Here is an 18,236-nt window from a genome sequence, read left to right as displayed (position 1 = left end):
AGCCTGGTCATTGGTCATGGTATAAAAGGTGGTGTGATTATTGGTCTTTCAGTAACCATACTTCTTATCTTTAAGCATAAAAAACAATAATGTTTAATTTGTGTTACGCCAGAAAGGTGAGCCTCAAATTAGTTGGAATGGTACCTTTCGATTCTAAAATTGGATCTGGTTATGGGGTGAACACTGTAGAGGGAAAAGATGAAAAGTAATATTTCAATATTTTTTTTTGTTCTTTTCTATGGTGATCTTGCCAGTATTGATGGGGGCTTTAGGTTTTTTAGTGCTCGGGGTAATACTTAACGGATATCTATATTTTAGATATGAGATTCCATTCTCAATCGACTATGAGCTGTGGGGGTTTGCAATCAAAGGTAGTATTGTTGGTTTGGTTGGTAGTGTTTTAACAATTATCATGTTTTTTTTAAGGCGATGGAGACAAATGTAGAAATGTTTTGCGACAACAATAAGCGCTTGGATAAGCCCGACTATTGGTGATTTCTCCAATTAGTTGAAATAGTGCCTTTCGATAAAGGCACCTATAACTTTCGGGTGCGGCAGACTTGATGAGCTGGGACACCTTCAACCGGGTGACCGGCCACGCCACCATCAGCGCAGGCATCAACAGCACCATCAATGGCGGCAGCTTTGGTGATGCATTTAAGGGCAGCCTGCTGGCCAATATTCAGGGAGACATGGGTCACGTCTGCTTGTGGATTGGTTTAACCAAAACGGGAAATGGTGATTTACCTATCGAGCAAGTAACAAGGACCTAAGTTAATTATTTTAACGCACTTAAGAAAAAATATAATGAAGGCTGTGTCAGTTTTGTTTTTGTCAATTTTTATACTTGGTTGCGCCACCAAGCGAGAAGTGCCAAAATATACGCCTAAAGCAATAAAGGCTTTTGTTGATATATGTTATAAAAACACACCAGATTTCAATGTGGACAACATTGAAAAAACATCTAGAAATTGGGGTGTGAGATTTATACCCATCAACTTTGGTGAGGATGACAAGATTTTGTTATTTGCAACTAAAGATGGGGAAATGATTGTAGAGCTTAAAAGAATTGACCTGTTGGGATATCTAAAGTCGACACGCTGTCGTCTAGACACCCCTTTTAACAAAAAATACGATATGAGAGCGGCATTTTTTAATGAAATAACAAAAAACTTAGAAAAGGATGGTTTGAAATATGAAGTCGGATATGATTTTCTTACTGGATTAACTACAAATGTATCAACGAAAATCAATGGGAAAAGTGTTGATATATTCTATGATGCAAGAGCTAGCGAAATGTTCTTCATCCAGTCAATGCTATAAAGAAATTGTTTGTGTGATTCATAGAGAGCATTTCACTATGATATGATGCTATGAGCAGGGAAATTCAGCAAAGATTACTGTGTGAGTACGCCTCTAAGAGGAAACCGGTAACGCAAAAGAACATAGAAGGAAGCGGCCATCTGGCCGCTTCCTTCTTATTTTTTCGGTAATTCATCAGTCACAAACTCAGCCCACGCATCCATCATGGGCCGACGTTGGTCCAGCAGGTCAGTACGGTGGTAAGCAGCTTCAACCTTGTTCTGCACTGTATGAGCTAACGCTCGTTCAGCGAGATCTCGTGCGTAGCCCTGCTCACTGCACCAGTCTCGAAAGCTGGAACGAAAGCCATGAGCCGTTGCCATTCGGCCAGGAGTACAGCTCTCCGCTTTGGCCCTTCTCAGAAACATCGTCAGCACTGTGTCTGAGAGTGGTACTTGGTCTCTGGGAGAAGGGAATACCAATTCGTCATGTAGTCCCCTTAACCCCTTCAGGATCTCAACGGCACGCAGAGATAACGGAACACGATGTTGTTGCTTGGCTTTCATACGCTCGGCTGGTAGGGTCCAGATCTTTGCTTCCAAGTCTACTTCTGACCACTTCATGGCTCTGACTTCACCTGAGCGGCAAGCCGTCAGGATCAAGTACTCCAGCATGGAGCGGGTTACATCGTACTGTTGCGCTGTTCGCAGATGCTTTTGCACAAAGGCGGGGATATCACGCCAAGGCATTGCAGGCTGGTGTTCTACCCGCACGGATTTGCTGGGTTGGGCCGGTAGTAAGTGACCTACCACATCCACCGGGTTTGCAGAGGTATAGCCGTGAGCCCATGCCCAAGCCATCACTGCGTGTAGGCGCTGTTTAACACGGCTTGCCGTTTCCGGGATCGTCAGCCATATCGGTTGCAGGACTGAAGCGATATGAGCTGGGGTAATCGCATCAATCGAGATTGCGCCAATGGTAGGAAAGGCATATTGCTCCAATGTGGTGATCCATTGCTTACCGTGTTTGGGGTTCTTCCAACCTGGTAGCAAGCTTTTGTAGACCAATCTGGCAGATGCTTCCAAGGTCGGGATCTTCGGTTTGTTCTGCTCCTGCAGCCGGACCTCTAGCGGATCTAGATTATTCGCCAGCTGTTCCCGCATTGCCTGTGCGCCTCGAGTTGCGTCAGCGATGGAGATCTCGGGATAAGTCCCGAGGCCAGCATTACGTCGTTTCTTCGTTAGTGGGCTGACATAGCGGAATACCCACTTGCCTCTGCCCTTGGCTGTAGAAGGGTGTAGCGTCAAGCCTGTAACGCCACCGTGAGCAAGGGGTTTATCTTCAGGCTTGATGTTACGAGCTTTGGTATCGGTGAGGATTGCCATCAGGGAACCTCCTTGAGAATTGAATATGCCACGCAGTATGCCACCAAGCATGCGCAGTGGTAATATATGATTGGGATGGATTGGACAATGCTTGGTTCTAACTTACTGATAGCAAATGGTGTGTTGGATTTTTGTGGAGTTGATTGGACTTGATTGCGGCGGGCACCTCCTCCGCCATATTCAAAGAGAAAGCCCAAGCTGTCACCCGCTTGGGCTTTTTCGTATCTACGGTTTCTGGCCGAAAATGGTCTTGAAAGAAGGCGCCGACAAAGCGCCCCGGCACTTTATGTCCTAGACCAGAATGACCTGCACATCTCTGGCTTTGATCTGCTCGATAACCTCTTTATCCGCATCCTTGCCGGTGATCAGAATGTCGATCTTGCTGGCGGCGCAAAACAGCATGCCTGCCCGCTGTCCCACTTTGCTGCTGTCAGCCAGTACCACCAGCCGGCCGACGTGGTTGAGCATCTTCTGCTCCGCCATGGCTGTCAGCATATCCATCTTGTAGAGACCATCTGCGGTGACACCCTTGCCGCTGGTAAACATCCAGTGCCCGGCATAGAGGGAGGAGATCTCGTCCTGCGGTGCCAGGGTGATGGATTGCGACTTGTTGTATTGACCGCCGATGATCACCACACCGTCATGGTCATTCTCGATCAGGTAGTTTGCGAGCGGGAAGTAGTTGGTGATGACCTGAACATCCTGCCCGCAGATCTCCTGACCCAGCACGAAGGCGGTGGAGCCACAGTTGATGACCGCGCTTTCCCCCGGTTTGATCAGGGCTGCTGCCGCCTGGGCGATGCGCACCTTTTCGCTGTGATTGAGGCTTTCATTGCTGTCGAGCGGAGACCAGTGGGCCTTTCTGGCCTGCATCAGGGCTTCGGCCCCGTTGCGCACCTTGCGCAGCTTGCCGGAGTCATTGAGCTTGTTGATATCGCGGCGCGCGGTGGCCGGAGAGATATCAAAGGCTTGCATTATGCTGTTGACCGACAGATGACGTTTCTGATTGAGCAGTTCCAAAATGGCGTTATGGCGATGTGCTTCTGTCATATCATGCCTAATGATGATTGAATCTGATTGGGTGGTGATTATATCGCGCATAGGTGTGGATGACAGCAACCTTGTTAACTCTTCTGATAATGAGCCTTCAGGCGATTGCCAGACCGGCTTGCCGAGCGTGTTCGACCAGTCGCCCCTTGGCCGTTTTCAGCTTGCTGGCCCACTCTTCATCCTTGGCCCACATCTCCAGCACCAGGGGGCCGTTGTAACCGATTTTTGCCAGCGTGTGGAAAATGGCTGCAAAGTCGACCTCTCCCTCGCCAATGACCAGATCACGGAACTGCCCGCTGCAATCTGCCGTTACCTTGCGGGTGTCTTTGAGGTGGATCTGCACGATATGGTTCGCACTCAGTTGCAGCTCGGTGCAGATGTCATAGTTCCAGCCGGTGATATTGCCGACATCCGGATAGGCCATAAAGTAGGGGGAGGGGATCTGCTTTTTCAGCACCTCGAATTTGCTGAGGGAGTTGAGATAGGGGGTATCCATGATCTCCACACCCAGCATGATGCCTGCCCGTTCCGCCATTTTGGCTGCCGCCTTCATCCCGTCGATGAAGTGGCGGTGGGTCTCGTTGCTTTGCGGTTCGTAATAGACGTCGTAGCCCGCCAGCTGGATGCAGCGAATGCCGAGCTTGTACGCCAGATTGATCGCTTTTTCCATGATGATGGCCGCCTGCTTGCGGATGGCCGGATCCTGCGAACCAAACGGAAAGCGGCGATGGGCGCTCAGGCACATGGAGTGCAGCGGTAAGCTGTGCTGCTCGCACAGGCGTCTGAGCCGATAGATTTCGCTATCTGACCAGTCGAGCCGTTGCAGTTTTTCATCTGATTCATCAATGGATATCTCGATGAAATCAAAGCCAAGCTCCTTGGCCGACAAAATTTTCTCTTGCCACTCCAGTGCAGAGGGCATGGCTTTTTCATAAAGGCCGAGGCGTAAGGCATGGTCAAAGTGGTGCATACAAGCTCCTGCATTCAGATAGGGAAATAGCGGTTCAATACCTCGAGGATACCGCCCTCGTCATTGCTCTCGCGGGTGACCCGGTTGGCCATCTGTTTGACCTCCTGCTCGGCATTGGCCATGGCGATGCCCATCCCCGCGAGGCAGAGCATGGAGGTGTCGTTGTGGTTGTCGCCGATGGCGACCAGTCGTGCCGGGCTGATCCCTTGCTGGTCCAGATACTCCTGCAGTCGCGATCCCTTGCTGTTGCCACGGCGGGCAAAATCAACCCGATTGGCCCAGGACTGTTCACCACTGAAGTGTTCGCGTACCCAAGGGTGATGTGAGAAGGCCTGAATGGCGGTGATCTCTCCCTCGGCCACGAACTTCCAGACATGGCTGCTGTTGGCCAACTCCTCTTCAAACGAGTCAACACTGGCTACCTGCGGCTGGATAGGCGGCGCAAAGCTGCTGGCCCACTGCTGCAGGGCCGCCACGTAGCGTACCGGCTGATGAACGGAGTAGACCATGCGGTCAGTGACATACATGACGAGGTTGAGCCGGTGCTCCTTTGCCAGCGCGATAAAGCGTTGTGCCAGCTGATGGGGAATGGCGTTCTCCGCCAGTACGGCACGTTGGTCGTAGTCGTAAACGTAGGTGCCGTTGCAGCAGATGATGGGAGTAGTCAGTCCCAATTCGTGGTGATAGGGGTGGGCGGCCGTGTGGTGTCTGCCGGTGACCAGTATGACGGTGGTCTGCTCCTTGATCCTCATAATGGCCTCTTTGATGGCCGGCATGATGGTGTGAGCACTGGTCAGGGTGGTGCCATCGAGATCGAGGGCCAGGGCGTGATAGCGCATCGTCTGATCTTCTTGTTATCCGGTGAGGTGGGGGCAATAGAGGGGGTGATTGAGATGACGCCTTGCTGGCCCATCTCCATCACCCTCCCTCGTATTACCCGACGTCTGACAGGTCGTGCTTACAGGAAAGATTTGTAAGGCAGCTCCGGCTCGTCGATGAAGATGTCATCGAACCCGCGCGGGTGCTGGTAGTGCAGCTTGCTCTGGTCGGTCGGGAAGGTGTATTTGCCACCGACTTGCCAGAAGAAGGGGCTGAAGCGATAGCCGAGGCGATCTTTTTTCATGTTCCAGAGCACTTCGATCTCGCGGGGATCGCTTTGGAAGTTGGCCCAGATATCGTGGTGGAACGGGATCACCACCTTGGTGTTGAGGGACTCCCCGGCCCGCAAGATGTCTGATGAGGTCATCTTGTCGGTCACGCCGCGGGGGTTCTCGCCATAAGAGAGCAGCGCCACATCGATCTGGTAGTCATTGCCATGCTTGGCGTAGTAGTTGGAGTAGTGAGAATCACCCGAGTGGTAGAGGTTGCCCCCGGATGTCTTGACCAGATAGTTCACTGCCCGATCATCCATGCCATCCAGAATGCTCTTGTCGGTGGAGGAGACCCCCGCCGGCAGGGTGACCAGCGCGGTACGGTCAAAGGCATCGAGTACCTGGATCACGATATCGCCCACCGGGATCTCGTCACCTACGCGGGCCACCACGCAACGCTCGGCAGGCACCCCCCAGCGCAACCAGAGGTCGACACAGGCTTTCGGGCCGATGAACTTCACATGCTCACCACAGTTTTGCAGCACGGCAGCCGCCACATTGACGTCGATATGGTCGGCATGATCGTGGGTAGCGAGCACTGCATCGATATCTTTAATCCCGAAAGGATCGAGCACGAAAGGTGAGGTTCTCAGGTTGGGTTGCAGCTTGCGCACGCCCCCCATCCGCATCATCTGGTGCTGCTTGTTCATGTAGGGATTACCATGGGTTCGCTTGCCCGTGCCGCACCAGAAGTCGATGGAGATGTTGGTATTGCCGGCAGACTTCAGCCAGATACCGGTGCAACCCAGCCACCACATGGCGAAGGTATTCGGTTTGACCTCTTCCTGCTCAATCTCTTCATTCAGCCAGGTGCCCCACTCGGGGAAGGTGTTGAGGATCCACGATTCACGGGTGATTTCTTCAATCTTGCTCATCTCACATACCTTTCTGATTTGGATGGTTCACACAGTGGTGATTCATCGGGTGATGACATGACTTGCATGGTTGCGAGTCAGTGATTTGCTTTGATTGCTTATGACTATATTACTTGCATTTGTGATTATCAATGATTGTGGTGATTGTTTTGTGAGATTAATTGCGGCATATCACAATCAAGAGATGAGTACATTTTTAAGTGATTGTATTTATTGGATTTACTTGTTTTTTGTCTATTTATAGGGATTCTTTGAATCCTTTTATGCAGCTTTTAGTGCCCTTTTAACCGAAATTTTACATCCAGATGGTGGAAAAAAGAGATTCTCCCGACCTCGATCTTCATCACAATAAATCACGCTGTGATTATGTATGATTATTTTGAATTTGATAGTGAGTGGTGGCAGTTGAATCTGCTCGCGGGGCGTCAGGTAAAGCAATGCCCATATGAATGGTGAGATGTCCGCACCAATCCAATAGCCATGAGTTGTCCTCATCTGGACGGAGCATAAATATGGAAACCCTCTACAACGCTTTTTACATCTTTTACAGTCAGGTGATGACCAAGGCACCCCTGCTGTTGGGGCTGGTGACCTGTATTGGCTACCTGTTGCTCAAGCAGGATGGCACGACGGTCGTCAAGGGGACGGTGAAGACCATCGTCGGTTTCATGCTGGTGCAGGTGGGCGCCAGTACGCTGGTGGCCGGCTTCAAGCCGGTGGTGGACAAGATTGCGGAATATCATCACCTCACCGGTTCAGTGATTGACCCCTACACCACCATGATGGCGACCATGGAAACCATGGGAGAGAACTACTCCTGGGTCGGATATGCGGTATTGCTGGCCCTTGCCCTCAATATTCTGCTGGTGTTGCTGCGGCGCTATACCGGGATCCGCACCATCATGCTGACCGGCCACATCATGTTTCAGCAGGTAGGTCTGATCGCGGTCTTCTATATGGTGATGGGGGCCTCGATGTGGGAAACCATCCTCTATTCCGCCGTCATCATGGCGCTCTATTGGGGGATCTCCTCCAACATCATGTTCAAGCCGACTCAGGAAGTGACAGGCGGGGCGGGGTTCTCCATCGGCCACCAGCAACAGGTCGCTTCCTGGATTGCCACCAAGGTGGCTCCGAAACTGGGCAATAAAGAAGAGAGCGTCGATCACCTGAAGCTGCCAAAGTGGCTGCACATCTTCCACGACAGCATCACGGCGACCGCCATCGTGATGACCATCTTCTTCGGTATCATCCTGCTCTCGTTTGGCCTCGATAATCTGCAACAGATGGCGGGCCAGACTCACTGGTCCATCTACATTCTCGAAACCGGTCTCAAGTTTGCGGTCGCCATTCAGGTCATCGTGGTGGGGGTGCGGATGTTCGTTGCCGAACTCTCCGAGGCCTTCAAGGGGATCTCCGAACGGGTCATTCCCAACGCCGTCCTGGCAATCGATTGCGCCGCTATCTACGCCTACTCGCCGAATGCCATGGTCTTTGGCTTCATGTGGGGGGCTATCGGTCAGTTCCTTGCTGTGCTTGCCCTGCTGGCATTCCAGGCGCCCATCATGATTATCCCGGGCTTCATTCCCATGTTCTTCTCCAACGCCACCATAGGGGTGTTCGCCAACCACTTTGGCGGCTGGCGAGCGGTGATGAAGATCTGCTTCGTCATGGGGATCATCGAGGTGCTTGGCTCTGCCTGGGCTATCCACCTGTTCGCGGTCAATGGCACCAGCTTCAATGGCTGGATGGGGATGGCTGACTGGGCGCTGGTATTCCCGGTGATCATGCAGGGCCTCTCGCTGTCATCCCTGTTCTTCGTGGTGTTACTGGCTGGCGCCGGGCTTTATATGTACTTCGCTTCCCGCACCCTGCGCATGGAAGAGGATATGGCTGTCCCGAGTGCTGCCGTGGCAGAAGACGCGGCCGATCTGCCAGCCTCGCCAGTCGAGAGTGCCAAAGGGGGGCATGCAGTGCGGATCCTGGCGGTATGCGGCAACGGTCAGGGCTCATCCATGATGATGAAGATGAAGATCGGCAAGTTTCTCGAACAGCGTGGCGTGCCCCATGTCATGGATTCCTGCGCCGTTGCTGATTACAAAACCAAGCTGCAGACCACCGACATCATCGTCTCTTCCAAGCATCTGGCCGGCGAGATGAGCCCCGGTGAGGGCAAATTCGTGCTGGGTGTGCAGAACATGCTCAACCCCAATTCGTTTGGTGATGAACTGCTGGGCATCATCAAGAACAACTTTGCAAATTAAGCCGATGAGCCTCGCTGCACTCGGCAGCGGGCAAGGAGAACAAGATGAAATTCAAACAATCGCTGATGGAAAACAACTCTGTATTGCTCAACGCTGCCGCCAGCGACTGGCGCGGCGCCATCAAACTGGGCACTGACATGCTGATCCGCTCCGGTGCCGTGGAGTCTCGCTACCACGATGCGATCATCGGCAGCATTGAAAAAATGGGGCCCTATATCGTGATTGCTCCCCAGTTTGCGATGCCCCATGCGAGGCCGGAGGATGGAGTCAATCGCACGGCGTTTGCACTGGTCACCCTGACTACGCCGGTGAAATTTGAAGGGGAAGAGGAGCCGGTGGACGTACTGGTAACGCTGGCGGGCAGTACCTCGGATGAACACATGGAGGGGCTGATGGAGGTGACTCAGGTGCTGGAGGATGAAAACAGCGAGAGCGGGATCAACCTCGACAAGCTGCGAGCGTGCCAAAGCACGGCAGATGTATTCAACGTCATTGATCAGGCGCTGGCGCAAGTGGTCTGAGGCACTCAACGCGGCCCGCAAGGGGCCCAGGAGAACGAAATGTACAACTCATTGAAAGAGGCGGTACTGGAGGCCAACCTGCTGTTGCCCCGGTACGGTCTGGTTACCCTGACCTGGGGCAATGTATCCCAGATTGATCGCAGCCTGGGCGTGGTGGCCATCAAGCCATCGGGGGTCTCTTACGACAATATGACCGTTGACGATATCGTGGTCGTTAATTTGGAAGGCCAGATCGTCGATGGGCATTTATCCCCGTCCAGTGATACCGCAACCCATCTGGTTTTATATAAAGCGTTTAAAGGTATTTCCGGTATTGTGCACACCCATTCCCGTCATGGCACTATTTGGGCGCAGGCGGGAATGGATATTCCAGCCTTGGGTACCACACATGCCGATTATTTCTATGGCGATATTCCCTGCACCCGTCCGCTGACCGAAGATGAAATCCGCGTTGACTATGAAAAAAATACCGGCAAGGTCATTGTCGAAGAATTTCAGCGTCGGGATCTGGATCCGCAGGCCTTGCCAGGCGTGGTCATCACCGGTCATGCCCCCTTCTGCTGGGGCAAGAGTGCGCTGGATGCGGTGCACAATGCGCTGGTGCTGGAGGAGGTCGCCACCATGGCGCTGGCAACCAGAGCGTTGAATCCGGCTATCCATATTGCGCAGGAGTTGTCTGACAAACACTATTTCAGAAAACATGGTGAGAATGCCTATTACGGCCAGCGTTAATTAGTCGACCCGTTATTTAAATTGCCCATCTATTTATATTAGTGACGTCAGGTTGTGGCCCTTTATCGACTTTAAATCAATGGGCCAATAAATCCTGCCAAGGTTTTAAATTGAGGAAATATAGTATGACCAAACCCATGTTACAGATTGCTCTGGATTCTACCGATCTTGCTACCGCCGTGGATATTGCCGATCGCGTTGCCGGTTATGTCGAGGTGATCGAGGTCGGCACTATTCTGGCCTTTGCGGAAGGCATGTCTGCGGTAAGCACCATGCGCGAGCGTCATCCTGATCACATTATCGTGTGTGATATGAAGACCACAGATGGTGGTGCCATTCTGGCTCGCATGGCCTTCTCGGCCGGAGCTGACTGGATCACGGTATCGGCCGCCGCACATGTCGCTACCATTGCTGCCTGCAAGAAAGTCGCGGACGAGTTTGGTGGGGAGATCCAGATCGAGATCTATGGCAACTGGACGCTGGATGATGCCAAACAGTGGGCCGATATGGGGATCACCCAGGCTATCTATCACCGCTCGCGGGATGCCGAGTTGGCCGGGGTCAGCTGGACGCAGGCCGATTTGAGCAAGATGCGGGCACTCTCCGAGCTGGGGCTAGAGCTGTCGATCACCGGCGGTATCGTGCCGGAAGATATCCATCTGTTTGAAGGGATTAGGGCCAAGACCTTTATCGCCGGACGGGCACTGGCATCGGAAAGCGGTCAGGCAACCGCAGAAGCGTTGCGCCGAGAGATAAGCAAATATTGGTAACAGGAACAGGTTATTAGCGGATAAAGGCCCCGGAAATACTCCGGGGCCTTGTCGCTGCAGGGGTTAGATCCGCCCCTGATAGCGCAGGGGGAAGCGGCCCTGACTGTCGGGCTGGCCGAGGAAGGGGAGCCCTTGCTGCATCTGCGGTGGCAGTGCCGGGCCCGGTTTCAGGGTGCCCTGGAACAGGTATTGGCCGTTGGGTTGCAGCTCGAGGCGACCTATGGTCTGCACCGCATCGGAGCCCTGCTTGAGTTCAGCCACCAGTTTGGAGTCGAGGCAGGTGAGTTTCAGCTCGGGGTCAGCCAGATCCAGCTTGCCCGCCGGGGTATCGGCACTGGCGTTGTACCAGTCGAGGTTGCCGTAGAGGTTGTCACACCAGGGGTTGCCCTGGGCAAATTGCTCCACTTTAAGCTGCAGCTGGCCGCTGACGGTGATCGGGATCGGCAGGCGCATCGGCACCCGGCTCATCAACCAGGGGGCGGGGGCGTTGAGGGTTAGATCCCGGCCGAAGGCGGCGCCATTCCAGCCGACAACGCCCTGACCATTGAGGCCGTTGCGATCGCCAAAGCGAATGGCCACTTCGGGGGCGAAGCGCAGCAGCGACCAGCCGTTGAGATCCCAGCGCAGCTGGTTCACCGATTCGCTGGCATATTGCAGTCGGGCAATCTGGCCACTCCAGAGGGTGCCGCTCACCCCTTCCAGTTTCAGCAGGTTGGCAACGTTGGCAGGCAGCGGCAGATGGCGAGCCACCAGTGCCGCGGGCAGGGTGGCCAGCAGGAAGATCAGATAGGCGGCCAGAAACAGGCTGGCAATCAGGATGCGTTTTTTCATTGTGGACGACTCAATTGCAAACGTCTGACCTTGACCAGACCCGGGGCCAGATCCTCGCGGGCGATCTCGATGATTTGAACCTGAATGCCGTGCTGCTCCACCAGAGTGGAGAGCCAGAGCAGCAAGTCATCGAACTGGACAGTGTCGATCCACACTTGCAACTCCTGCGCCTGGGGTTGCAGCCGGGCAATCTTGATCTTGTGGTTGAAGGCGGTGCGGTTGACCACCCCTTCCAGGGTGCCGCTGGTGTCGATCTGGCGACCCGAGCCCCCCTGCATGGCCAGCACCTCTTCACCCTTCTCCTTGAGCCAGGCGAGGGTCTGCTGCTGGTTCTGCACCTGCCGCTCCCGCTCCGCGATGCGGTTGGCGATGGGCTGCCAGACGCTCCAGTAGAAGAGACCGACCAGCAGCAGAACGCCGCCTGCGACCACCAACCGCTGTTCCCGTGCTGTGATGCCGTGCCACCAGCTCTGCAATTTTTCCATCATGATGATTTACCCTTGAGCACCAGTGCGCCCTCTACCTTGCCCTCGGTGCTGCGCACCTCGCCTTGCTGTACCTCGAATTGCTTGCCAGCCAGCTCACGGAACCGCTCGATCTCGGCAAAGCCTGGGGCGGTCACCTGCAGCCTCAGCTCGCGGCGACTGGCATCAAAGCGCATCACCTGTGGTTTCAGACCGGGTACTTCGGCAAAGGTGGGGGCCAGCTCGGTGAGCATCAGCAGCACGCCGTTTTGCGGGGCTTGTCCCATCTGTTGCAGATGCTGGTTCATCTGGCTGCGCACGTTCACGATGCGGCTCTCACCCGGGAAGATGCGGGTATAGACGGCACGGATCTCAGCTTTCAGCGCCTTGTCCTGCTCGGTGAGCTGATAAAGCTGCACCCCGCGCTGGCCGAGGGCCACCAGCAGCAACAGACCGGCGGTGATGGCTACCTTGCGCCACTGCAACCAGTAGCGGGCATATTCGGTCTGCGGCCGGTAGGGGCCGGTCAGCAGGTTGGCGCGGCAGGTGAGGGCCCCCTTGGCCAGCAGCAGCATGGGGAGTTCGGGCTCCGCCGTCTGCCAGTTGGCGGCGGCAATGGCGGGCACCGGGGTGTGGCTGTGGATGGTGACCGGCTCCGCTTCAGTCGCCAGCAAGATGGCCAGCAGCGGCTCGTCGGCGACGATCCCCTGACAGGGGCCCTGGCGTACCAGCCACTCGCTGCCGAGTTGCAGGGCAGACCAGCCATCAGCGGCCTGTGGCAGCGCCAACACATCGGGCAGCAGTTGCAGGCTCTTGAGGCCAGCGGCATCGAGCCAGCCGAGCCACTCAGCCATCTTCTGCCGATCCACCGCCATCAGGTCGACCTGTTGCCCTTCGTGGGCCAGCACCACCAGATGGAGCTCGTCCACATCGGAGGCGATCTGCTCCTCCAGCAGGTAGGGGAGGGCCGCCGCCGACTGGCGGTTGTAGCGACCCGGCAGGGTGACGCGCCGGAAGATCAGATCGCTGCCCGGCACTAGCGTGACCACGGGGCGGCCACCGGCCCGCTCCTGCAGCTCGCCCAGAGCATCGGCCGAGGGCAGGGTGCCGGAGGCGATGATCTCCTGCTCCTGACCGGACCAGACCAGCCAGTCCACGGGTTGTTGTTTATTGGTCCCCAGTCGGATGACCAGACTTTCGCTCACGCATCTCTCTCCTGCGATACCGGTTTGCAAAGGGCGTTGTGCGCCCTGGCAACCGGTGCGCAGCCCGCAGGCTGCATCCAACATCTCTCGTACCCGCAGGCGATGGCCTGCAGGTGCGCTGTTTATTCGGCGCCGCTACTGAGACGGCGCAGCATCACCAGTTTATTGTCCTTGCCCCGCTGGAACAGGGTTTCGAGCCAGGCCCGGTTGTCGCCGACCTCGGCCACGACTCGGGCTTCGAAGAAGTCGCTCTTGACCACCAGCGCCTCTTTCAGCCCTTTCACCGAATCGACCGGAGCGAGCATGTCTGTCATCAGCTTGCTCTCTTTCCACCCCTTCTGTGGCCGCTCGTTCAGTACTCGCTTGGCATCATCCAGCCCGATAGTGCCCAGATAGAGGGCGACCAGCAGTTCGGGGCGCTGGGGGGCAAGGGTATTGATATTGATCTTCAACTTGTCGCTTGGCAGGGTGCAGACATAGGGGGCTAGTTTGGCATAGACCCTGGCCGTCACCCCGCGCACCGCCCTCAGCTCGTCCTTGCCCAGCATCCACTGGTTGGCGGTCAGATAGGGTGGCTTGAGACCCTCGTAATAGGCGTCCTCTGCGCCAAGGCTGGAGACCAGCACAGTATCCTTGTCAGTCCAGTCACGGATGGCATCGGTGAGCTGGGCCGCCTCATAATCATCCATCGCCAGCTGCTTGAGCAGTTCGCGAAACACCTGCACCGGATAGGGCTGCTGAGCCAGCTCCTCGCCGCTCCCCGCCTTGGAGGCCACGCTCAGGCTGTTGAGGTTGAAGCAGGATTGCAGGTCGGTCACCTCGCCCTTGAGCTGGCCATCGTCCACCGGAAAGACAGTGTTCTTGCGGGCCCAGTTCTGGCTGAGGTTGACCACCTCGGGGTTGTCCTTGAAATCCTGCGTCAGCACCTTGCTCACCAGCGCTTCCGCCGAGAGGGCATACCACCATGCCTGTTTGCCGGTGGTGATGTTGGCGGTGCGGCGCAGCTCAAGCTGCAGGCGGCCGCTCATATTGCTGGCGATGATCACCATCACCGAGAGGATCAGCAGCACCACCAGCAGTGCCATGCCGCGCTGGTGACCGGGGGCGGCGAGATTAGCCCGCATTGGCGCCCCCTCCGTTCTGGCTGTCACCATTACCGCCATTGGTATTGCCGTTGCCGCCGTTGTTCCCGTTATTGCTGTTGTTGCCGCCCCCCTGGTCGGGGTTGCTGCTCTGGCTGTTCTCTTCGGCGCGCTGGCCACCGGCACCAATCAGGAACTGGCGGCGAATGGTGCCGTAATCTTCCAGATCCAGCTCCACTGCCAGCCCGTGGGGCAGCACGCTGCGCTGGCTCCACTCCTCTTTCCAGTTGCCCTTGTCGAAGAAGTAGAGGCGAAACGCCGTGACTCCCGCCAGCACCGGCTGGATGCGTGGCTCGGTGCCGATCACCGGATCTGGATAGAGGTAGCTCAGGCGCTCCAGTTTCTGATCCTTGAGGCGCCAGCCGACCCGCTGCAGATGGGAGCGGGGCAGCATGCCGTCCGGGTTGAGCCAGCCGCTGCGCATAAAGGCCATGCCCCAGTCATCGCTCTGCTGGCCGAACCGGGAAGCCGCCAGCAGCACCTTGTTGTTCTCCCCCTCGATGCGACCGCTGCGCGGCACCATCTGGGTGATATCTCGCTCCAGCAGGGTGAAGGCGAGCTGCAGTTCGTTGAGGCGAGCCTCCTTGCGCTTGGCTACCTCGTCGCTGGTGAGTACCCCCTGCAGCACCTGATAGGCGCCCATGCTGAGAGTGGCGAAGATGGCGATCGCCACCAGCATCTCCAGCAGGGTGAAACCGGCGTGACGGACGGGGCGAGGCGTGCGGGCGGAGAGCTGGGTCATCGGCTGATATAGGTCCGCATCATGGCGACCGGGTTCTCGGCCTTGGCCTCGGTGCGCACTTCCATATCGAGCGCCCGGAAGTTGTTGTCGGCGGTGGCAACGCCGCGATAGCGCCAGTACCAGGTACTGCCCGCCATCTGCTCATCCCCTTCCACCCAGCTGTCGCCGGGCCACTTGTTCTCGAGCTTCTGTTGCACCAGCTGGTTCTCTACCACCCAGGTGGCGAGTGTCTTCTGCTCCAGATAGTTGAGGGCCGAGAGGTGTTCGCTGGCGGTTTTCATTACCGCGAGACCCGCTATGGCAAAGACTGCCAGCGCCACCATCACTTCGAGTAAGGTCATGCCGCGGGCGTTCATTCGCTCACCTCTTCATCTTCATCGCCGGTGAGCAGGGTGAGGCGGCCGAACTCGTCCCCCTTGACGATGCGGGTGTAGCGGGCATCCTCATCCTGCTGGGTGAAGGTGAGCACGAACGGGCTCAGCTCGCCGCCTGGGAAGATGAGCAACTGCGGCGTGCGCTCCTTCTCGTCGCGCTTCTGTTCGGTTTTCTCGTCGGAGTCCGGCTGCCAGCCAAAGCCTTCCAGCTCCAGTGTCAGCGTCATGTCCTCGGCCAGTTGTACCGGCCCCAGCTGCTTGTCGCCAGTCAGGGCCAGCCACTTGCGATCCTTGGCCTGACGCTGCATAAACTGCCAGCCGTTATCCTCGATACGAATGCCCACCAGCCGACCATCCATCACCGCATACTCCTGCGCCAGCTGCAGCGTCGCCATCAGGCGACGCGCCTGCTTGTCCAGCTCTCTATCCCCTCTGGCGCCTCCCATGCTGAGAGTGACGGCGGTGGCCACTAGTCCCATCAGCATGGCGACCAGCAACACTTCCAGCAGAGTAAAGCCAGCTTGGCGAGTATGTTTCATCGCACAGCCCTTGAGCGAGTTGCTGCGACATCGTGCAACTCCATCAGCATGGCGGCACCACGCAACAGCACCTCCAGCAGGGTAAAGCCGGATTGGCGACGAGCAGATGGCGTAGCCTTCATTCAGGCTGCTCCAGCAAGGCGGAGTGAATGCGCTGGCGGCACATCACTTATTGGAAATCCTTCAGGTTCCAGTTGCCGATGTCGTCATCGGTACCGGCTTCGCCATCCAGACCCATGGAGAAGATGTCGATCTTGCCGAACTGGCCCGGGCTCAGCAGCTGGTAGGGGTTGCCCCAGGGATCTTGCGGCAGGCGCTTGATGTAGCCGCCATCGCGGTAGCTGCGCGGCGCCGGATCGATGGAGGGCTTGGTCACCAGCGCGTCCAGACCCTGTTCGGTGGTCGGGTAGCGGTTGTTGTCCAGCTTGTACATGTCGAGGGCGTTTTCCAGCGCCACGATATCTGAGACCGCTTTCTGCTGGTCAGCCTTCTCCTTGTTGCCCATCAGGTTGGGCACCACCAGACTGGCCAGAATGCCGAGGATCACGATGACCACCATGACTTCCAGCAGGGTAAAACCGGATTGACGACGTTTGTTCATGAGTTGCTCCGTAACGAATGAGATGGGATGGCCCATCAGAGAGTGATCACTGGGTGGGTTCGACGGGCCGCCAGCGGCGCCACCGAACACCGGAAACTTACATATTCACCATATTGTTGAGCTCGAGGATCGGCTGCAGGATCGACATCACGATAAACAGCACCACCCCGGCCATGGAGACCACCAGCATGGGTTCGAACACCCCGAGGGCGATATTGACCTGGGATTCAAACTCCCGATCCTGGTTGTCCGCCGCCCGCTCCAGCATGCTGTCGAGCTCGCCGCTCTGCTCGCCGGAGGCGATCATGTGCAGCATCATGGGCGGGAAAATCTTTGTCTCGGTCAGCGATTTGCGCAGACTGGTCCCTTCGCGCACCCGTTCGGCGGCCTCGAGAATGCGCATTCTGGCAAAGTCGTTGGAGAGCACTTCGCCGGAGATCTTCATCCCCTCCAGCAGCGGCACCGCACTGGCGTTGAGGATGCTTAAAGTGCGGGCGAAGCGGGCGGTGTTGAGACCGCGACTGACCCGGCCAATCACTGGCAGGCCGAGCAGCACCTGATGCCAGCGTCGGCGACGCTTTTCATCGGTGAGCCACCAGCGCCAGACAAAGCTGCCGAGGAAGATCAGCAGCAGGAACCAGAGGCCGTAGGCCTGCATCAGTTCGCTGGTACCGATGAGAAAGCGGGTGGTGCCCGGCAGCTGCTGGCCCATGTGTTCAAACTGGGCCACCACCTTGGGCACCACGGCGGTGAGCAGGATCGAGATAACCCCGATGGCGACACAGGTGAGCACGATGGGGTAGATCATCGCCTGCAGCAGCTTGGTGCGCATATGCTGGCGCTGCTCGGTGTAGTCGGCGAGGCGGTTGAGCACCTTCTCCAGATGGCCCGATTTTTCACCGGCCGCCACCATGGAGCGAAACAGCTGGTCGAACACATGGGGAAAGGCCCCCAGCGAGTCGGCCAGCGAATAACCTTCCACCACCTTGCTGCGCACGGTTGCCACCAGAGAGCGCAAGTGGGCTTTTTCGCACTGCTCGGCCACCGCCTTGAGCGCCTCTTCGATGGTGAGACCGGCCCCCACCAGGGTGGCCAGCTGGCGAGTGATCAGGGCCAGCTCGGCGGTGCTGGCACCGCGCCGAAACAGGGCGAAGCGGGTCGCCTCCCGTTTCGCCTTCTCGGTGGTCTCGTTCACCTCGAGGGGGGTGAGCCCCTGTTCGCGCAGCAGCTGGCGTACCTGACGGGCCGAGTCGCCCTCCATCACGCCGCTCTTGCTGCGCCCCTTGTTGTCGAGGGCCTTGTATTCGAATGCCGCCAT

The 18,236-nt window shown here is 56.6% G+C and carries 20 protein-coding genes and 1 pseudogene; 6 read left to right on the top strand and 15 right to left on the bottom strand.

The genetic code is table 11. From position 1 onward, the window contains the following. The first annotated feature begins 563 nt into the window (after positions 1 to 563). Entirely contained in the window at positions 564 to 773 is a 210-nt protein-coding gene (locus tag I6L49_RS09880) for a DUF637 domain-containing protein (protein ID WP_216951495.1), read from the top strand. Positions 774 to 807: 34 nt separating this feature from the next. Further along, positions 808 to 1,323 carry a hypothetical protein gene (locus I6L49_RS09875; RefSeq protein ID WP_216951493.1) on the top strand — a complete coding sequence of 172 codons (516 nt, stop codon included), beginning with the start codon at positions 808 to 810 and terminating at the stop codon, positions 1,321 to 1,323. 155 nt (positions 1,324 to 1,478) lie between these two features. Here the strand turns inward: I6L49_RS09875 and I6L49_RS09870 are convergent, their stop codons facing one another. From I6L49_RS09870 to ulaG, 5 genes are all read right to left on the bottom strand, one after another. Beyond that, on the bottom strand, positions 1,479 to 2,687 hold the full coding sequence (locus tag I6L49_RS09870; protein ID WP_216951491.1) for a tyrosine-type recombinase/integrase: 1,209 nt from the start codon (positions 2,685 to 2,687) through the stop codon (positions 1,479 to 1,481). A gap of 291 nt (positions 2,688 to 2,978) precedes the next feature. Then, positions 2,979 to 3,737: an HTH-type transcriptional regulator UlaR gene (ulaR, locus tag I6L49_RS09865; RefSeq protein ID WP_069526315.1), complete on the bottom strand. Its 759-nt coding sequence runs from the start codon at positions 3,735 to 3,737 to the stop codon at positions 2,979 to 2,981. 97 nt (positions 3,738 to 3,834) lie between these two features. After that, positions 3,835 to 4,707, bottom strand: coding sequence for an L-ribulose-5-phosphate 3-epimerase (locus tag I6L49_RS09860; RefSeq protein ID WP_069526316.1), 873 nt, complete (start codon positions 4,705 to 4,707; stop codon positions 3,835 to 3,837). Positions 4,708 to 4,721: 14 nt separating this feature from the next. After that, entirely contained in the window at positions 4,722 to 5,546 is an 825-nt protein-coding gene (locus I6L49_RS09855; protein WP_216951489.1) for a Cof-type HAD-IIB family hydrolase, read from the bottom strand. A gap of 119 nt (positions 5,547 to 5,665) precedes the next feature. Further along, positions 5,666 to 6,733, bottom strand: a complete 1,068-nt coding sequence (gene ulaG / locus I6L49_RS09850; protein ID WP_216951487.1) for an L-ascorbate 6-phosphate lactonase — start codon at positions 6,731 to 6,733, stop codon at positions 5,666 to 5,668. Between the two features lie 512 nt (positions 6,734 to 7,245). On the opposite strand from ulaG, the gene I6L49_RS09845 reads away from it, so the two are divergent. The 4 genes from I6L49_RS09845 (at position 7,246) to I6L49_RS09830 (ending at position 11,020) form a co-directional block, all read left to right on the top strand. After that, positions 7,246 to 8,997 (top strand): PTS ascorbate-specific subunit IIBC, encoded by a 1,752-nt coding sequence (locus tag I6L49_RS09845; protein ID WP_216951485.1) that lies wholly within the window; start codon positions 7,246 to 7,248, stop codon positions 8,995 to 8,997. 44 nt (positions 8,998 to 9,041) lie between these two features. After that, positions 9,042 to 9,518 (top strand): PTS sugar transporter subunit IIA, encoded by a 477-nt coding sequence (locus tag I6L49_RS09840; RefSeq protein WP_179903413.1) that lies wholly within the window; start codon positions 9,042 to 9,044, stop codon positions 9,516 to 9,518. A gap of 39 nt (positions 9,519 to 9,557) precedes the next feature. After that, positions 9,558 to 10,250 (top strand): L-ribulose-5-phosphate 4-epimerase, encoded by a 693-nt coding sequence (locus tag I6L49_RS09835; RefSeq protein WP_216951484.1) that lies wholly within the window; start codon positions 9,558 to 9,560, stop codon positions 10,248 to 10,250. A 125-nt stretch (positions 10,251 to 10,375) separates the two neighbouring features. Next, complete coding sequence (locus I6L49_RS09830; protein WP_216951482.1) at positions 10,376 to 11,020, top strand: 3-keto-L-gulonate-6-phosphate decarboxylase UlaD; 645 nt, start codon at positions 10,376 to 10,378, stop codon at positions 11,018 to 11,020. A gap of 63 nt (positions 11,021 to 11,083) precedes the next feature. Here the strand turns inward: I6L49_RS09830 and exeN are convergent, their stop codons facing one another. From exeN to exeF, 10 genes and pseudogenes are all read right to left on the bottom strand, one after another. After that, entirely contained in the window at positions 11,084 to 11,851 is a 768-nt protein-coding gene (gene exeN / locus I6L49_RS09825; RefSeq protein WP_216951480.1) for a GspN family type II secretion system protein ExeN, read from the bottom strand. Next, entirely contained in the window at positions 11,848 to 12,339 is a 492-nt protein-coding gene (exeM, locus tag I6L49_RS09820) for a GspM family type II secretion system protein ExeM (protein WP_005338305.1), read from the bottom strand. The genes exeN and exeM overlap by 4 nt, the downstream gene beginning before the upstream one ends. Next, positions 12,336 to 13,520, bottom strand: a complete 1,185-nt coding sequence (gene exeL, locus I6L49_RS09815) for a GspL family type II secretion system protein ExeL (protein ID WP_216951478.1) — start codon at positions 13,518 to 13,520, stop codon at positions 12,336 to 12,338. Before exeL ends, exeM begins: the two co-directional genes overlap by 4 nt. Positions 13,521 to 13,642: 122 nt before the next feature. Next, entirely contained in the window at positions 13,643 to 14,644 is a 1,002-nt protein-coding gene (exeK, locus tag I6L49_RS09810; RefSeq protein ID WP_216951476.1) for a GspK family T2SS minor pseudopilin variant ExeK, read from the bottom strand. Between the two features lie 112 nt (positions 14,645 to 14,756). After that, positions 14,757 to 15,404: pseudogene (gspJ, locus tag I6L49_RS09805) on the bottom strand (type II secretion system minor pseudopilin GspJ); the annotation flags it as partial. After that, positions 15,401 to 15,760: a GspI family T2SS minor pseudopilin variant ExeI gene (gene exeI, locus I6L49_RS09800; RefSeq protein WP_005338301.1), complete on the bottom strand. Its 360-nt coding sequence runs from the start codon at positions 15,758 to 15,760 to the stop codon at positions 15,401 to 15,403. The pseudogene gspJ and the gene exeI, both read right to left, overlap by 4 nt. After that, positions 15,757 to 16,317 carry a GspH family T2SS minor pseudopilin variant ExeH gene (gene exeH / locus I6L49_RS09795; RefSeq protein ID WP_216951472.1) on the bottom strand — a complete coding sequence of 187 codons (561 nt, stop codon included), beginning with the start codon at positions 16,315 to 16,317 and terminating at the stop codon, positions 15,757 to 15,759. The genes exeI and exeH overlap by 4 nt, the downstream gene beginning before the upstream one ends. Further along, positions 16,314 to 16,439 (bottom strand): type II secretion system protein, encoded by a 126-nt coding sequence (locus tag I6L49_RS21105; RefSeq protein ID WP_302054415.1) that lies wholly within the window; start codon positions 16,437 to 16,439, stop codon positions 16,314 to 16,316. Before I6L49_RS21105 ends, exeH begins: the two co-directional genes overlap by 4 nt. 47 nt (positions 16,440 to 16,486) lie before the next feature. Beyond that, complete coding sequence (exeG, locus tag I6L49_RS09785) at positions 16,487 to 16,918, bottom strand: GspG family T2SS major pseudopilin variant ExeG (RefSeq protein ID WP_005338297.1); 432 nt, start codon at positions 16,916 to 16,918, stop codon at positions 16,487 to 16,489. Between the two features lie 97 nt (positions 16,919 to 17,015). Further along, complete coding sequence (exeF, locus tag I6L49_RS09780) at positions 17,016 to 18,236, bottom strand: GspF family T2SS innner membrane protein variant ExeF (protein ID WP_005338296.1); 1,221 nt, start codon at positions 18,234 to 18,236, stop codon at positions 17,016 to 17,018.

This window comes from Aeromonas sp. FDAARGOS 1419 (genome assembly GCF_019047045.1).
Classification (GTDB): domain Bacteria; phylum Pseudomonadota; class Gammaproteobacteria; order Enterobacterales; family Aeromonadaceae; genus Aeromonas; species Aeromonas veronii.
Note: the sequence above shows the minus strand (reverse complement) of the source record. Positions and strands in the feature narration are given on the sequence as shown.